This window comes from Bombilactobacillus sp. ESL1097 (genome assembly GCF_058107205.1).
This window is the reverse complement of record NZ_JBYLUB010000001.1, coordinates 276,194-292,138: the sequence shown is the minus strand read 5'-3', so window position 1 is coordinate 292,138 and position 15,945 is coordinate 276,194. Positions and strand designations below refer to the sequence as shown.

At 39.8% G+C, this 15,945-nt stretch carries 16 protein-coding genes; 5 read left to right on the top strand and 11 right to left on the bottom strand.

The window, feature by feature from the left end; all coding sequences use genetic code 11:
* Positions 1-63 precede the first annotated feature (63 nt).
* From AC3B6D_RS01255 to mscL, 3 genes are all read left to right on the top strand, one after another.
* Entirely contained in the window at positions 64-882 is an 819-nt protein-coding gene (locus AC3B6D_RS01255) for a lipoate--protein ligase family protein (RefSeq protein ID WP_489774746.1), read from the top strand.
* Positions 875-2,215 (top strand): HD domain-containing protein, encoded by a 1,341-nt coding sequence (locus AC3B6D_RS01250; protein ID WP_489774745.1) that lies wholly within the window; start codon positions 875-877, stop codon positions 2,213-2,215. The genes AC3B6D_RS01255 and AC3B6D_RS01250 overlap by 8 nt, the downstream gene beginning before the upstream one ends.
* A 142-nt stretch (positions 2,216-2,357) precedes the next feature.
* Complete coding sequence (mscL, locus tag AC3B6D_RS01245) at positions 2,358-2,732, top strand: large conductance mechanosensitive channel protein MscL (RefSeq protein ID WP_489757103.1); 375 nt, start codon at positions 2,358-2,360, stop codon at positions 2,730-2,732.
* A gap of 209 nt (positions 2,733-2,941) precedes the next feature.
* On the opposite strand, the gene AC3B6D_RS01240 is transcribed toward mscL, so the two are convergent.
* The 3 genes from AC3B6D_RS01240 to purR form a co-directional block, all read right to left on the bottom strand.
* Positions 2,942-3,889 carry a ribose-phosphate diphosphokinase gene (locus AC3B6D_RS01240; RefSeq protein WP_489774744.1) on the bottom strand — a complete coding sequence of 316 codons (948 nt, stop codon included), beginning with the start codon at positions 3,887-3,889 and terminating at the stop codon, positions 2,942-2,944.
* 53 nt (positions 3,890-3,942) lie between these two features.
* Complete coding sequence (glmU, locus tag AC3B6D_RS01235) at positions 3,943-5,334, bottom strand: bifunctional UDP-N-acetylglucosamine diphosphorylase/glucosamine-1-phosphate N-acetyltransferase GlmU (protein WP_489774743.1); 1,392 nt, start codon at positions 5,332-5,334, stop codon at positions 3,943-3,945.
* A gap of 70 nt (positions 5,335-5,404) precedes the next feature.
* Entirely contained in the window at positions 5,405-6,250 is an 846-nt protein-coding gene (gene purR, locus AC3B6D_RS01230; protein ID WP_489757100.1) for a pur operon repressor, read from the bottom strand.
* Positions 6,251-6,574: 324 nt separating this feature from the next.
* Between purR and AC3B6D_RS01225 the strand changes: the two genes are divergently transcribed.
* Complete coding sequence (locus tag AC3B6D_RS01225) at positions 6,575-7,489, top strand: L-lactate dehydrogenase (protein WP_489774742.1); 915 nt, start codon at positions 6,575-6,577, stop codon at positions 7,487-7,489.
* Positions 7,490-7,654: 165 nt separating this feature from the next.
* Here AC3B6D_RS01225 and AC3B6D_RS01220 read toward each other — a convergent pair whose 3' ends face one another.
* The 7 genes from AC3B6D_RS01220 to AC3B6D_RS01190 all read right to left on the bottom strand — a co-directional run bounded on the left by AC3B6D_RS01220 (position 7,655) and on the right by AC3B6D_RS01190 (position 14,207).
* The gene (locus tag AC3B6D_RS01220) at positions 7,655-7,888 is read right to left on the bottom strand and encodes a Veg family protein (protein WP_489757098.1); all 234 of its coding nucleotides are present in this window, start codon (positions 7,886-7,888) and stop codon (positions 7,655-7,657) included.
* Positions 7,889-7,963: 75 nt separating this feature from the next.
* A complete protein-coding gene (gene rsmA / locus AC3B6D_RS01215; RefSeq protein WP_489757097.1) occupies positions 7,964-8,851 on the bottom strand; it encodes a 16S rRNA (adenine(1518)-N(6)/adenine(1519)-N(6))-dimethyltransferase RsmA in 888 nt (295 codons plus the stop codon).
* A complete protein-coding gene (gene rnmV, locus AC3B6D_RS01210) occupies positions 8,841-9,413 on the bottom strand; it encodes a ribonuclease M5 (protein WP_489757096.1) in 573 nt (190 codons plus the stop codon). Before rnmV ends, rsmA begins: the two co-directional genes overlap by 11 nt.
* Complete coding sequence (locus AC3B6D_RS01205; RefSeq protein ID WP_489774741.1) at positions 9,400-10,179, bottom strand: TatD family hydrolase; 780 nt, start codon at positions 10,177-10,179, stop codon at positions 9,400-9,402. Before AC3B6D_RS01205 ends, rnmV begins: the two co-directional genes overlap by 14 nt.
* Before the next feature lie 15 nt (positions 10,180-10,194).
* Positions 10,195-12,204: a methionine--tRNA ligase gene (gene metG / locus AC3B6D_RS01200; RefSeq protein WP_489774740.1), complete on the bottom strand. Its 2,010-nt coding sequence runs from the start codon at positions 12,202-12,204 to the stop codon at positions 10,195-10,197.
* A 359-nt stretch (positions 12,205-12,563) separates the two neighbouring features.
* Complete coding sequence (locus AC3B6D_RS01195; protein WP_489757093.1) at positions 12,564-13,259, bottom strand: NAD-dependent protein deacylase; 696 nt, start codon at positions 13,257-13,259, stop codon at positions 12,564-12,566.
* Between the two features lie 12 nt (positions 13,260-13,271).
* A complete protein-coding gene (locus AC3B6D_RS01190; protein ID WP_489774739.1) occupies positions 13,272-14,207 on the bottom strand; it encodes a hypothetical protein in 936 nt (311 codons plus the stop codon).
* 120 nt (positions 14,208-14,327) lie between these two features.
* On the opposite strand from AC3B6D_RS01190, the gene AC3B6D_RS01185 reads away from it, so the two are divergent.
* Positions 14,328-14,840: a YbhB/YbcL family Raf kinase inhibitor-like protein gene (locus AC3B6D_RS01185; RefSeq protein ID WP_489757091.1), complete on the top strand. Its 513-nt coding sequence runs from the start codon at positions 14,328-14,330 to the stop codon at positions 14,838-14,840.
* Between the two features lie 102 nt (positions 14,841-14,942).
* On the opposite strand, the gene AC3B6D_RS01180 is transcribed toward AC3B6D_RS01185, so the two are convergent.
* Positions 14,943-15,845 carry a Ppx/GppA phosphatase family protein gene (locus AC3B6D_RS01180; protein WP_489769225.1) on the bottom strand — a complete coding sequence of 301 codons (903 nt, stop codon included), beginning with the start codon at positions 15,843-15,845 and terminating at the stop codon, positions 14,943-14,945.
* Positions 15,846-15,945 lie beyond the last annotated feature (100 nt).

The window sequence follows — 15,945 nt, the reverse complement described above, 5'->3', positions numbered from 1 at the left end:
TATTCACCTCGTTTTATTTGACTGTACTTATTATAAGCTATTTATTAAATTGTGAGGAAAATTATGCTAGAAAAAAAATTATTAATTTATGATGTCAATTATCAAACACCGACGCAAATTCAAACTATTTTTCCAGAGACTGATTATCTCTTAGATTACTGCCAAACAATTCAGCAGCCCTTGCTCCAATTTTGGCAAACTAGTCCGACAGTGATTTGTGGTTTACGCGATAAACATTTGGATCATTTTGCGAATGGTTTGCGTTACTTAAATCAACAAAATTATCACTTAATCATTCGCAACTCTGGTGGTTTAGCAGTTGTGAGCGATCCTGGTGTCTTAAATATTAGTTTACTATTGCCCAATGCAGAGAAATTCTCAATTGATCAAGGCTATGAATTAATGTTGGACTTAATTCAAGGTTGCTTGCCAAACATCAACCTAACACATTACGAGGTTAAAAATTCTTACTGTCCAGGTAATTTTGATTTAGTCATTAATCATCAAAAATTTGCCGGTATTGCTCAACGGCGCCAACACCAAAGTTTAGCCATTATGGCCTATATTTCAATCAACGGTGACCAGTTCAAGCGTGGGCAAATTATTCAGCAATTTTATCAATTAGCTAATCAAGCACACAACGATGTTTATCCAGATGTTGATCCACAGACAATGAACACATTAGCAGCTTTGACAGCTAACGAGCTGAGTGTCATGCTGTTTAAACACCAATTATTGCAAGTTTGTCAACAACAATTTACAATTTCAGATATTACTCCCGCCCAGCTGCAACAATTGCCAAATTATACTGCTACTATGAATGCCAAATTAGAACAACAACAACGTTTAAATCATATCATCAAGGAGAGTCTACATGAATAAAATTGATTTTTTACCCCGCGAAAAAGTTTTACGCGATCCAGTTCATAACTATATTCACGTCCCCTATCGCATTATTTTAGATTTAATCAATACCCCAGAATTTCAACGCTTGCGCCGTGTCAAACAATTAGGAACCACCTCATTTACTTTTCATGGTGCTGAACATTCACGTTTCACACATTGTGTTGGCGTTTACGAAGTTACGCGTTTAATTTGTGATTCTTTTCAACAAAATTATCCCACCCAACATCCTGGGGATGGTTTATGGGATGATCACGAGCGCCTAGTGGCTTTATGTGCTGCTTTATTGCATGATATCGGACACGGACCTTATTCTCACACATTTGAACATATCTTTCATACTGATCACGAACAATGGACCCAACAGATTATTACTTCGCCACAAACTCAGGTTAATCAAGTCTTGCGTCAAGTTAGTCCGGAATTTCCCGCACAAGTTGCCAGCGTAATTGCCAAAACCTACCCCAACGCTCAGGTGGTCCAAATGATTTCTAGTCAAATTGATGCTGACCGCATGGATTACTTATTGCGGGATGCTTACTTTACTGGTACCCAATATGGCATGTTTGATTTAACGCGCATTATGCGGGTCATTCGTCCTTACCAAAACGGAATTGCCTTTGACATTGGGGGCATGCACGCCATTGAAGATTACATTGTCTCGCGTTTTCAGATGTATCAACAAGTTTATTTTCACCCGGTTTCTCGGGGGATGGAAGTCGTGCTGACTAAATTGTTACACCGAGCTAAATTTCTCTATGAGAATAGCCAACTCGTTGGTTTAGAAACGCCCAGTTTACTCATTCCATTCTTTGAAAATCAGATAAGCGTTCAAGATTATGTGCGCTTAGATGACGATGCTCTCAACACCTACTTTAATTTATGGCGGGAGCACCCGGATGCAATTTTACGGAATTTAGCGCACCACTTTCTCGATCGGATTCCTTTTAAATCAATTACCTTTACCGAACAACAAACACCATTAATTGCCAAAATGCAAGCTCTCGTTGAAGCGGCTGGTTTTGATCCCAACTTTTATACTGCGGTTAACAACAGTTTTGATTTGCCCTATGATTTATATGACCCGTCTTCTAAAGAACCCAAAACTCAGATTGAATTAATGCAGCCTGATGGCACCTTGCAAGAACTCTCAACAGTCAGTCCCATTGTCAAGGCGCTCAGCGGTCGTGTCAGTGGCGATCATCGGTTCTATTTTCCTAAAGAAATGCTCGCTGATCCGCAAAGTTCCACCTTTAAAGCCGCATTAAGCGAATTTCAAAGTCATATTCGTAACAATTCTTTGCAAGATTAGCTATGATTAAGAAGAGGGTTTACTTAACAAAAAGTTGGGATCATAAAGACGGTTTGCTATTCAAAAACCACCTCAATACGCTCATCTCAACTTTGAATTATTAGTTGTGACCCTACTTTTGGCAAAGAGGAGTTTGGTGTTCATGTTAAAAGAATTTAAAGAATTTATTGCACGCGGTAGTGTCGTGGACTTGGCCGTAGGGGTAATTGTGGGCGGAGCTTTCAATAAAATTGTCAGCGCCTTAACTAAATACATCCTGAATCCCTTTATTGGATTGTTTTTAGGAAAAATTGATTTATCGTCTATCAAATTGGGAATGTTTCGCGTGGGTGATTTTTTAAATGCAGTCATTGAATTCTTGATTATTTCCTTTGTCGTTTTTTTAATTGTCAAAGGATTAAACGCGTTAGAAAAACCACACGCTCAAGCAGAACCAGAACAGCCGAGTAATGATGCATTATCAGTCCAGTACTTACAAGAAATTCGTGATCTTTTACAAAAGCAAAATCATTCTTAAACTAAATAAGTGATAACATTTAAAAAGCTATGGCAACAGTTGTTTCTTGAGCAATCAAGAACAAACCGTGGTCATAGCTTTTTTTGTTACCAACATTATGTCAAAAGAACTGGAATTCAGATATTTATTCCAGTTAAACTACTATTCTAGAAAAGTAAAGCACGTAGCTACCTTAATTAATACCTTGTTCACCAGCCCTAGGTTAAGGACTAGTGTCGTTTAAATCTAGTTTTAAATAATGGACTAACTGGCGCATTGTCATAAATCCGCTTAATGGCTTCACCCATCAATGGTGCCACCGAAATTTGAACCATTTTATCAATTTTCTTTTCTTCAGGCAATTGAATAGAGTCCGTTACAATCACTTGCTTAATTGGTGATTCTTCTAAACGACTAATTGCCGGACCTGACAACACTGCATGTGTACAAGAAGCGTAGACTTCCTTCGCACCCGCATTCATTAACGCTTGGGCCGCTAACGAAATCGTTCCGGCCGTATCGATCATATCATCAATAATGATACACCGTTTGTCTTTCACATCACCGATGATATTCATCACTTCGGATACATTTGGTCGCGGACGGCGCTTATCAATAATCGCAATCGGTGCTTTTAAAAATTCGGCTAATTTCCGAGCCCGCACCACGCCACCATGATCGGGTGAAACCACGACAGCATCTTGATCAAGACCCTTTTCTAAGAAATAGTCAGCTAATAATGGTGCCCCCATTAAATGATCAACAGGAATATCAAAAAAGCCTTGAATTTGGACGGCATGTAAATCTAAAGCTAAGATCCGATCAGCCCCCGCAGTTTGTAACATATTAGCCACCAATTTAGAGGTAATTGGTTCTCGCGCCCGCGCTTTGCGATCTTGACGGGCATAGCCATAATAAGGAATGACCACATTAATCATCGCTGCTGAAGCGCGGCGTAAAGCATCAATCATGATTAATAATTCCATCAAATTATCATTGACTGGTGCGGAGGTTGATTGAATAATAAAAATTTCAGAACCTCGGATACTTTCTTCAATATTAATTTGAATTTCTCCATCACTGAAACGTTTGACCGAAGACTTACCTAATGGTACTCCGACTTCTTTAGCAATCTTTTCTGCTAAAGGTTTATTAGAATTCAACGCAAAGATTTTCATGGGACTATTAGCTCTCAGTGTAGACATTATTTTCTCAACTTTCTTTTAATCAATTAATCGTTCCAACTTTGATCATCAGCTACTGGCAAATGCGACCAGTAATTAGCTTTATTAACTTGCCGAGCACGCCCTAAAGCCAAATCGTGATAGGCCACGTCCTTGGTAATCGTGGAACCAGCAGCGATAAACGCATGATCGGCCACCTTTAATGGTGCCACTAAATTCGAATTACTACCAATAAAGGCATGATCGCCTACCTCAGTGGACCATTTCTGGACACCATCATAGTTTACGAAAACCACGCCACAACCAATGTTAACATCACTGCCAACAGTGGCATCGCCTAAATAACTCAGATGCCCCATCTTAGAGCGGGCCCCCAAAGTTGCCTTTTTGACTTCACAAAAATTACCAACATGCGCTTGTTGACCAATATGTGCTTGGGGTCTGAGATGTGAATGTGGTCCAATATCACTCTGATCTGCCATCGTTGCTTCTTGCAAAGTAGAACTAGTAATTGTTACGCCATCACCAATCGTTGAATCAACAATTCTGGAGCCGCTCGTAATATAGCAATCTTGACCAATCTTCGTCTGGCCTTTGATGACTACACCGCCTTCAATGGTCGTATCCGGACCAATTTGGACATCAACATCAATCGCAGTTTGTTCAGGAGCTGTCAGCGTCACTCCCGAACGCATTAATTTTTGGTTAATCCGCAGCTGCATTAACTTAGTAGCTTGGGCCAATGCCACGCGATCATTAACACCTAAAGACTCTGAAAAATCAGCCATCTGGTACGCTAACACCCGCTTGTGATCAGCTTGCATCATCCCAATAACGTCTGGCAAATAATATTCACCTTGAGCATTATCATTATTCACTTGATGCAAATAAGTAAATAATTGTTGGTTATCAAAACAATAAACACCAGTATTAATCTCTTGTACTTTTTGTTCCGTAACCGTTGCATCTTTTTGTTCTACAATCCGTAAAACTTGATCATTTTGATCCCGAATTACCCGACCATAACCAAAAGGATCCGGGGCTTGGGCCGTTAACACTGTGGCCCCAGCTTGATTTTGTTCATGAAAAGCAAACAACTTTTCTAAAGTAGCAGCAGTAAATAAAGGTGTATCACCACTAATAATTAAGGTTGTACCTTTTTTAGTTCCCAATAATTCCTCAGCTTGCAAAACTGCATGAGCAGTGCCTAACTGTTCTTTTTGCAAAGCATAAGATGTACGTTCTTGTAATAGTTCTTGAACTTGTTGAGAACCAAAACCCACGACCGTGACAATCTGGCTGGGATGAATTTGCTCGACTTGTGTTAGCACATGGTCGACCATGGCCCGTCCACAAACTGGATGCAACACTTTATAAAGTTGGGACTTCATTCTTGTGCCCTTACCAGCAGCCAAAATTACCGTAAAACGTTCAGACATGAAAATTCCTTCACTTCACTAAATTTATAAATCTTTACCTATACAATCATACATTATTGTTTTAGAGCACTCAATCTTTTGTTTCAAAGCGACTGAAGTCCGTTCGTTCTAAATAGTTGCCTAACGAAATTTGCACTTGTTGATCTTGATGTGCTAACGGTTGAATTTGGAATAAGGAAGTTGCCTGTGTCTTAACCATGGTTGGTTCTCGAACTTCAACTAAAACAGTTACTCCGATCAACTGACCGGAAAATTCTTGAATCAAATTTTCCATGCCTAACACCGTTCCGCCACCCTTCATAAAATCATCAACCGCCAAGACTTTCGATCCTGCCGCTAAGCTACGTTTTGATAATTCCATTTTCTCCACATAATCGGAGGAACCAGCTGTGTAGTTAACGCTTAAAGTCGGGCCTTCTGTAATCTTGGACTCGCGGCGAACAATCACAAACGGCACATTTAAGTATTCAGCAACACTTTGGGCAATCGGAATGCCCTTGGTGGCCATCGTCATAATGGCATCAATGTCTTGCTTCGCATACTGCGTCGCAATTAATTGACCTATTTTATCCAAAATTGTCGGATTCCCCAAGAGATCTGACAAATATAAATAGCCGCCAGGTAAAATCCGCTGGGCATCAGCTAACTGCTCTTTTAATTCTGTTAAATATTTTTGAGCTGTCGCTTGATCAATTCCGGGTGTAAAAATAACTCCACCACCAGCTCCCGGCACTGTTTCTACTAAGCCGATATGTGCGTGCAAAAAGGCTTGCTTAATAATCGTCATATCTTCGCTCAAGGAAGATTTGGCCGAATGATACCTTTGCGCAAAAAAAGTCAGCGGAACTAACTGATATGGTCGTTGCTCTAAATAATGCGTAATATCAATTAAACGTTCACTACGACGAATTTTCATGAAATATTACCTACTTAAATTCTATTTTTATTAATATTATACCGAGAAACCGAACATTTTGAAACAAAGTACCTTTTAGCAGACATCAATGATTCATCTCTTGATAAGAATTTGGCACAACTTTACCAAATTAATTACCAATAATTATTGCCAAACATCTATAATGGAAAAGGTGGGTGTAACCGATCACAAGCATTGCTAAAGCACCAGCTTGTCATCCCCCACTTCAATCTGATAGTGCTTAGGTACCTGCTCTTTGGCGCAACTTATTAAAATTTTGCCTAGTACTCAATCATCTATCTAATTCAAAAGGAGTAATTTATTATGTCAGTTAAAATTGGAATTATCGGTGATGGTCATGTTGGTGACACTTTAGCGCATCATTTAGTGATTACTGGCTTAGTTAATGATTTAGTCTTAATTGATACCAATGAAACTAAAGTTAACGCGGATAAAATAGATTTTGAAGATTCCATGGCTAACCTTGACCATCATGTGAATATCACGGTTAATGACTATGCCGCTTTAAAAGATGCTCAAATCATTGTCAGCACCTTAGGAAAGATTTCATTGACCGCCAAAGGTGATCGCTTTGCAGAATTAAAGTACAACAAAGAACAATTGCAACCAATCACCGATGCTATTAAAAACAGTGGCTTTGATGGGATTTTAATTGTTATTTCTAATCCTGTTGATGCAGTAACCAGTTTATACCAAGAATTAACCGGTTTGCCTAAAAAGCACGTACTGGGCACCGGCACACTATTAGACACTGCGCGCATGAAAAAAGTCGTTGCCCAAAAGTTCGATGTTGATCCCCGTTCTGTTCAAGGGTTCACCTTAGGTGAGCACGGCAATTCTCAATTTACAGCTTGGTCAACTGTCAAAGTTTTAGAACAACCGATTGTTGACTTAGCTCAAAATGCCCCTTGGAAATTGGCTGACCTCAATGAGACCATTAAATTTGGTGGTGCGACTGTTTTCCAGGGTAAGCATTATACTAACTACGGCGTCACAGCGGCAGCGGTTCGTCTTATTAAAGCCATTTTAAGTGATGCCAAAAGTGAATTACCTATTTCTAGTTATCAAGACAAATATCACACTTACATGTCATATCCGGCGATTGTGGGGCGCGATGGGGTAATCAAAACCATTGAGCTGCAACTTACTCCCCAAGAGCAAGCACAATTAGAAAGTTCAGCAGCAACTATTCGCAAGAAATCACAGGGTGCAAGTTGACCAATAATTCGATCAGATCACAAAATTCACTCAAATAATGTTCGTACAACTGGAAAAAGTTGACAGGCATTTTTTATTTTTTATAACATAAGACCAGTGTTATCGGCAAAAACTGGCATGTATTACTGTAAAAAAAGCATAAAAAAAGATTGTCCTCAAGACAATCTAATCAAATGACAATTCAATTGATTTAGTCAACAAATCAGCATAACTATAAGAAACACGTTCAAATGAATTTTCTGTTGGATCCAAATCAACTACAAAAACAGAATGAAATGTTTCAGCTAACTTGCCGTGGCGGCGAGTAACTTTTTTACGTCCAACTTGGGCAACAACTGTAATTCCTTCGCCCAAGTGATTATCCAATGTACGTTTAATAGAATCAAATGTTATTGGCATTAACTCAACCCCTTTAGCACAAATTTTACCATTAAACAATGAAAAATTCAATTTTTCGGCTAAAAAACAGCACTTTTAGGCAAATTGTTGTTTTAGCTGTTGCGTTAATTGTTCCAATTGTACAATCGTTAACTGTTCGGCTCGCACTTGATGTTGCCAATTCAAGTTGGTAAACACCGTTTCTAGTTTTTGCTTATTAACCGGCGATTTACCCACTAACACTAACAAATTATTCCACAAATTTTTACGTTTTTGCTGAAAAGCTGCTTTCACAACTCGTTCAAACCAAACTTCATCATCAATTTGGTAATCAGGACGTTGTGCTAAGTCCAAACTGACCACAGCGGAATCCACCTTTGGTTGGGGCACAAAAGCTTTTTTATCAACCAGTTGTTCAATTTTCACGGTCGCTTTAGTCTGGACATTAACACTTAATTCACCAAACTCACGGTGTCCTGGAGTCGCAGTAATTCTTTGAGCAACTTCTTTTTGCATCATCAAAACTAAACGCTGCAAAGTCACTGGCGCTTGCAATAATTTCCACAAAATAGGTGTCGTAATATAGTACGGTAAATTAGCAACTACCTTCAAGTTAGCTTGCGTTAAATGTTCGGTTTGCACAAATTTAGCTAAATCAACTTGCAAAAAATCAGCTTGGATAATTGTTAAATTATGATAATCCGCCAAATTTTCCTGCAACAGCGTAATCAAGTCCGCATCTAACTCAAACGCATAAACATGCTGCGCCACTTTCGCCAATTGTTGCGTGAGCGCCCCAATTCCCGGACCAATTTCTAAAACCACATCCCCCGGCTTAATCTGAGCACTGGCCACAATTTGATCAATTACCGTAGGCTCTTGTAAAAAATTTTGTCCTAAACTTTTTTTAGCATGAATTTGATACTGATTTAAAATTGCTTGTGTCCGTAATGGATCAGCAATATCATACTTTTCAACTACCATGAATACTCCCTTGAACCTTTTGCACCGCTTGCGCTAACTGCTGGGGTGTAATTTGTAACATTGTTAACCGCCGTAAAAATTGTTTAGCATTGGCGTAACCAATATGCAACTCATCACCAACTAACTCACGCAAATGTCTGGACTCTTTAGCGCCAATCAAATGCCAATCTAATAAGTCCTGTTGCGTAATTAAATTAGTTGCAGCTTGATCGGTGGTAAAGACGGATTGCAACGCCTGTTTAATAACCTGGGCATTCGCATGTTCCAAGCCTAAACTCCCGTGACGATTAGCAGGGACACTATCTTGCCGGCGTAAAAAAGCTTGCTTGACACCGGGAACTTGTTCCACGATTTTCCGGCGAATACGTTCGCCATTAAAATCGGGATCGGTAATCACGATCACGCCTCGCTTGGCCTGCGCTTGCTGAATCAACTTAATCGTCTCATCATTAATTGCCGAGCCATTGGTTTCAATCGTATCAATCGCGTTACCAAAAACTTGTTGAAGGCGGGCCGTATCGTCACGCCCTTCCACAACAATGACTTCTTTAATTTTTTCCATTTAAATCATAAACCTCATGTGCATTTTGATATGTTTGCGCCGCAATGGTTGCCACACTTTCTTGCCGGCAATTAGCCACGGCTTCAACCACAAAACGACTAAAAGCTGGTTGATTCATTTCTCCACGGTGTGGTTCCGGCGTCAAATACGGTGCATCGGTTTCAACCAAGAGACGCTCTAGCGGTGTTTGTATCGCTGCAGCTCGTACTTCAGGCGCATTCTTAAAGGAAACCACACCACTATAGGAAATATAACACCCCAAAGCCAAAAATTTATCCAACCAAGCTAAACTACCATTGAAGCTATGCATAATCACACCATGTGCGGGCCAATGCTGCTTTAGAATCGCATAAGTGTCCTCCAGCGCGTCCCGCGTATGAATGCTGACTGGCAAGTGTAATTGCTGGGCCAATTGCAATTGTTGAATAAAAACCGCTTGTTGAATTGTCGGAGTGGGATTTTGCTCCCAATGATAATCTAAGCCAATTTCACCAATCGCAATGGCACGTGGGTCTTGCAGCTGCTGTAGTAATTTTTTTTGCGCGGCAGCATCAAAATGAGCACTATCTTCAGGATGCCAGCCAATTACTGCAAAAAGTTGGGGGTAACTTTGGGCCAATTGCAAAGCTCGTGCATTTAGCTGCGTGTTCGAGCCCACAATCGCCATTTCTACCACATCCAAGTCTCGAGCTTGCTGTAAAAAAGCAGGCGTTTGCCCCCAAAAAGGATCATCATTTAGATGCGTATGGGAATCAAATATTTTCAAATTATAACCTCATTATTATTCAACACTGGAACCATTAACTAAGTTAGCTGGAACTGTTACTAACTGTACCTGTCCAGCATGTTCAGCAGACAGAAGCATGCCTTGACTCAGTTCTCCACGCATTTTCCGTGGTTTCAAGTTAGTAATCGCTAAAACCTTCTGATGGACTAATTGTTGTGGTTCTGGATAAAATTCGGCAATTCCTGAAATAATTTGCCGTGTTTGACCACTGCCATCATCCAATTGAAATTGAAGTAAGCGATCAGCACCCTTAACTTTTTGGACAGCCAAAATTTCCACTACTTGGACTTGAACTTTGTTAAAGTCATCAATTTGAATCTCAGATTTAGTTTGGGCTTGTTTCTTCTTAGCGGCAGCAGATTTAGTCACTTTCAACGTCCCACTAGCTTGCGCTTTTTGTTGTTCTTGACGCATTGTATCTTTGATATAAGCAACTTCTTCATCATAATCTAACCGTGGAAAAATTGGGGTTGGTTTAGCCACTACTTGACTCTTCGGCAAATGGCCAAATTCAATCTCATTATCCTGTTTCCAATTAAAGCCCAGTTGTGCAAAGATTTTTTGGGGCGCATGGGTCATTACGGGACTGATTAAAATGGCAATAATCCGTAAAGCTTCAGCTAAATGCGCCATCACATTGTCTAAAGTCGCTTTTTGCGCAGGATCTTTGGCCAAGACCCAAGGCTGGGTTTGATCAATGTACTTATTAGTCCGCGAAATCAAAGTCCAGGTAATATCTAAGGCCGTCGAAAATTCAAATTGATCCATGGCTTGATTATAATCGGCAATAGTTTTAGCTACTACTTGCTCTAAATCTTGATCAACGGCAGTTTGCCCCAGCACTAAATCGGGAATTTGTCCCGCACAATATTTATTAATCATTGACACGGTGCGATTTAATAAATTACCTAAATCGTTAGCCAAATCATAATTAATGCGGTGTACAAAGTCTTCGGGTGTGAACACTCCATCACTACCAAACGGAATGGCGCGCATTAAATAATACCGCAAAGCATCTAAACCATAGCGTTCCACTAACATTTCTGGATAGACGACATTGCCACGAGACTTAGACATCTTGCCATCTTTCATTAATAACCAACCATGACCAAAAACTTGTTTAGGTAATGGTAAGTCCAAAGCCATCAAAATAATTGGCCAATAAATGGTATGAAAACGAACGATTTCTTTACCGACAAAATGCACATCAGCTGGCCAGTAGCGATCAAATAAAGTTTGATCAGCCGTACCGTAGCCTAAAGCTGTAATATAGTTTAAGAGCGCGTCAATCCAGACATAAACCACATGCTTAGGGTCGCTCGGGATCGGTACACCCCAATGAAAACTCGTCCGGGAAATAGCCAAATCTTCTAGCCCGGGCTTAATGAAGTTATTAATCATTTCATTTTTACGGCTATCCGGTTGGATAAAGTCCGGATGATCCTCATAATACTGCAATAAACGATCAGCATACTTACTCATCTTAAAGAAATATGACGGTTCTTTGACTAACTGGACTTCATGACCGCTCGGTGCTTTACCACCAATAACTTGACCCTTTTCATCACGATAGACCTCGGCTAACTGTGATTCAGTAAAATACTCTTCATCATCGACGGAATACCAGCCAATGTATTCACCTAAGTAGACATCGCCACTGTCAATTAATTTTTGAACAATTTGTTGGACTGCAGCCACGTGTTGCTGATCAGTAGTCCGAATAAATTTGTCGTTGGAAATCTCGAGTAATTGCCATAATTTTTTAATACCCACCGCCATTTCGTCCACGTAAGCTTGCGGCTGCATGTGCTTAGCTTCAGCTTTTTGCTCAATCTTGAGCCCGTGTTCGTCGGTGCCAGTTAGAAAGAACACGTCAAAGCCCCGGGAACGTTTATAACGTGCTAAGGTATCCGCGGCAACAGTCGTGTAAGAATTGCCAATCGTTAACTTCCCTGATGGATAATAAATTGGTGTTGTAATATAAAATGTTGGTCGTTGTGCCATTGATCTGCCCCATTTCTTCTAAATGATTACTAAATTGCTTAAATAATTAACATGATTATCTGGATTTAAAAAACGACTGTGAACGTAACGCTCAAACATTGAGATTGACGGATAACTATCCTTTATTGAGAACAAAACGAGCATTAAATCCGTAGTACATTTCAAAAGTTCACCATTGTACTTTCCAGCATTTACTCTGCAAAACCCATTTGACCTTTAAAATGTACTCTGGTTAATACTCTCCTGCTCAACAGTTTGATTTTAATCTTCATGTGGACGTCGTTATTGCTTCCACAATCAGAAGCTTGTCCCAACTTCTTTATTATACCTTATCAAAATGCGGAAAACTTGCGCGCTTCTTAATTTAATTGTGCAAAGATTTGCTGAGCATCTGCGGTAATCATAATTCCATCAGCCCCCACGTCAAGTGGTGTCTTATTAACAGCAACCAATTGTGCTTGAGGCTTGCGATATTGAATTAATCCCGCAAACGGATAAACTTGAAAACTCGTACCCACCACAATTAAAACATCAGCTTGTTGAACAGCCAAAACTGCTTGTTGAACAGCCATTTGGGCAATTGGTTCGCCATATAAGACAATATCTGGGCGAATCACTCCGCCACAATTTTGATGATGGTAGTCTGTTAAATAATCATGCCAGTCAACTTTTTGACCACATTTTAAACAAGTTGTTTGGTATAAGGTTCCGTGAAACTGCACTAATTCGTGATTATCCGCCTTTAAATCTAAATCATCAATATTTTGTGTGACAACCTTGCCCTTTTGATTCGCAATTACTGCCATTTTTTGATGAATGACATTGGGCTTAGCTTGTGGAAAGTACAAACTTTGTTTGACAAATTGCCAAAAATCAGCGGGATGATTCATCAGATAATCGTGACTTAGTAATTCTTCCGGACGCTTGTGACCGGAACCAGAATACAAGCCATTTTTCGACCGATAATCTGGAATTCCCGACGCTGTCGAAACGCCGGCTCCCGTTAAAAACGTAACATAATGAGCTTGATCAATAATTGTTTGTAAATCCTGCATTATATAACCTCCTTAACGCAAATGATAGGCCAAATGCTTTAGCTGAAGAAAAGTTTGTAAAGGTTGTTGATAAACTTGGAGATAAGTTTCAGGCAGCAAGGCTTGACCACTAAAGTCTTTGACAGTACCACAATTTTGTAAATCACGTTGATCAACTAATAACACTGCGGGCTTTTTCGTTTGTAAATCCAAAAAATCGACCCGCTTAAATTGAAAAATTTGCCCCACATTGAGCCGTAATTGCCGCGCACTTAGTAACGGCTCAAAAGTAACAAAATCGCTAAAGGGCAAAGCTTGATAGCCTTGCGCTTGTAAAATAGTATTAAACTCTTGCAAGATGGCGATCTCATTGCGCCGCAAGCCCAGCATCGTAGTTTTAAAATGTTGACTAGCTACTTGCCAAAGTTGTTGTGCCTTTTGATAAGCTTGCGGTAACTGATCCGCATAGGAAGCTAGTTCCTCAGCTAAACCAAAAACCAAACCATCCAGTAACTGTAAAGTTTGATAGATGGGATCACTAATATACTGCAAATGTTGCTGGAGTCCTTTAACAAAAGCAGCTTTTACTGCCGGTGTAATCTCGCCAGCCGCTAGTTGTTGTTTAGTTAAAGCCACATGCTCTACGGCACCAATTAAAGTTCGCGCCGTTAATTGTAATTGGCGATCAAACTCCGGCTCGGTAGTTGTGACTAAAAAATCAACCTGGGGCGCAATGGTCATTTCTAACAAAACGTGCCGCAATTCATGTGCTAAAGTAAAATTTAGATTTTGAGAATGCGCTAGAATAATTTCTAAATTCCCCTGCTGATCCATGCGGTGACCTGATTGATCAAAAGCTAACCAAGCTTCATGGCGTTGACTCAAACGCAACTTGATATTACTTTTAGTTTGAGCTTGGACTTGCTGATATAAAGTTTGTACTGCCGGTTCAAATTCTGTAATTTGCATCATTGTTCTCTTCAATCATCTTAGACTTAGTGATTTAGTTGCTTTCTGCCTTAAAATTGCTACAATTTAAGCAAGAATAATTGTACTTATTATAACATTGTTGCAAAGGAAGTCTTACGCATGAAAATCAGTGTGCCCTTAGTCCAGGGACTATTACCTAAAAAGTATGGCAAATTTGCCCCACTGGATGAATTAATGAATGGTTCGAATCCGATTAAATCTTTTCCAATTACCATTCAAGATGTACCTACGCTTACCAAATCTTTAGCATTAACGTTCCTAGATCCCGATTCTATTCCGGTCTGTGGTTTTGAATGGATTCATTGGAGTGCTGCGAACATTGACCCCCGTGTCACCCAAATTCCAGAAGATGCGAGTCAGCATCCGCTACCACAAATGATTCAAGGCAAAAATTCCTCCGCAGGTTCGCTTTTAGGAGAGACTAACCCCCAGCTCAATCAAACTTATCATGGTCCGACTCCGCCTAGTGGAATTCACCAATACGAATTACGCGTTTATGCGCTAGATCAAGTGTTACCACTCGACAATGGCTTTTGGCTCAACGAGTTATTACACGCTATGGCTGGTCACGTCTTAGCACACCAAAAACTAATTCTGCCATACCGCGGTTAATTTCGGGCGCAATTATGTAACTGACCAGAGAACAAGGCCAAAGTAATTTTTCAAACGTTTTTTGATAATATTTTCTACCCTAGAAGTCTGCCAAAAGCTATTTTAACTTTTCGGCGACTTCTTTTTTTGTTGTAAAAAGTCCACCAGAATCCCATCACGCAAAGCATACGAACAAAAATTGATTTGTTGAATATTAAATTTTTGAATAATCGCTTTTAAAGGCATTAACCCCACTGGCATAAAAGGCGCCCGCGCAAATTCCATATTAGTTAGTGCTGAATTAGCTGCTAAATTATTATGTTGAATCCGCTTAATCCAGCGTAGAATAACACTCGCTGGCTGCCACTGATTGGCCGGTAGTTGCATGACTTCAAACAAGGCGCGGTGAACGCCACCAATAACCACTAATTGTTGTAGCTGTGCACTATGACATTTTTGTAAACACGGATCTAGCAAAGTTTGCAGTTGTTGCTGTTGCAGCACCGTCAAACAATCCGGTTGTCCTAAACGATCGTATAGTTTAACGGCGCCGTAAGGCCAACTATGCGCTTGAGCTAGCTGATGCTTTAACACTGTTCCTAATTCGAAACTGCCGCCCCCCATATCTAAGAATAGAAAGTTAGGCTCATCAACAGCTTTTTGAATGGCTAAAGAATCAAAATATGCTTCTTGATAACCGCTTAACACTTGAATATCGATCTGAGCTTGCTGTTTGACAGCCTGCAAAAAGGCAGCTTGATTCTTGGCTTGCCGAATGGCTTCGGTCGCCGTCGCAATGATTTTTGTAATATGATTTTGATCTAAGATTTGACGAAATTGTTTTAATGTTGCCACCCCCGCTTTAAAATTGGCATCATTAATACAACCATCATTCGTCATCTCTTTGGCCAGTTGCACAAATTCTCGATAACGTTGAATTTCTTGAGATACTTGTTGATTTTTAATTTGATAAATCGCCATCCGAATCGAATTAGAACCAATATCAATCAGTGCTAGTTTTAACATAAAATCCTCCTCAATAATATTAGAATACACAATTTTTTACGGAATTACGACCATTAAAATTATTTTATTAAAAAAACAATCTCACACTTTCGTCTAAGAT

Bases quoted from the DNA above. Each gene is read 5' to 3' on its own strand.
- AC3B6D_RS01255 (WP_489774746.1), top strand. From the start codon at position 64: ATGCTAGAAAAAAAATTATTAATTTATGATGTCAATTATCAAACACCG.
- AC3B6D_RS01250 (WP_489774745.1), top strand. From the start codon at position 875: ATGAATAAAATTGATTTTTTACCCCGCGAAAAAGTTTTACGCGATCCA.
- mscL (WP_489757103.1), top strand. From the start codon at position 2,358: ATGTTAAAAGAATTTAAAGAATTTATTGCACGCGGTAGTGTCGTGGAC.
- AC3B6D_RS01240 (WP_489774744.1), bottom strand. From the start codon at position 3,889: ATGAAAATCTTTGCGTTGAATTCTAATAAACCTTTAGCAGAAAAGATT.
- glmU (WP_489774743.1), bottom strand. From the start codon at position 5,334: ATGTCTGAACGTTTTACGGTAATTTTGGCTGCTGGTAAGGGCACAAGA.
- purR (WP_489757100.1), bottom strand. From the start codon at position 6,250: ATGAAAATTCGTCGTAGTGAACGTTTAATTGATATTACGCATTATTTA.
- AC3B6D_RS01225 (WP_489774742.1), top strand. From the start codon at position 6,575: ATGTCAGTTAAAATTGGAATTATCGGTGATGGTCATGTTGGTGACACT.
- AC3B6D_RS01220 (WP_489757098.1), bottom strand. From the start codon at position 7,888: ATGCCAATAACATTTGATTCTATTAAACGTACATTGGATAATCACTTG.
- rsmA (WP_489757097.1), bottom strand. From the start codon at position 8,851: ATGGTAGTTGAAAAGTATGATATTGCTGATCCATTACGGACACAAGCA.
- rnmV (WP_489757096.1), bottom strand. From the start codon at position 9,413: ATGGAAAAAATTAAAGAAGTCATTGTTGTGGAAGGGCGTGACGATACG.
- metG (WP_489774740.1), bottom strand. From the start codon at position 12,204: ATGGCACAACGACCAACATTTTATATTACAACACCAATTTATTATCCA.
- AC3B6D_RS01195 (WP_489757093.1), bottom strand. From the start codon at position 13,259: ATGCAGGATTTACAAACAATTATTGATCAAGCTCATTATGTTACGTTT.
- AC3B6D_RS01190 (WP_489774739.1), bottom strand. From the start codon at position 14,207: ATGCAAATTACAGAATTTGAACCGGCAGTACAAACTTTATATCAGCAA.
- AC3B6D_RS01185 (WP_489757091.1), top strand. From the start codon at position 14,328: ATGAAAATCAGTGTGCCCTTAGTCCAGGGACTATTACCTAAAAAGTAT.
- AC3B6D_RS01180 (WP_489769225.1), bottom strand. From the start codon at position 15,845: ATGTTAAAACTAGCACTGATTGATATTGGTTCTAATTCGATTCGGATG.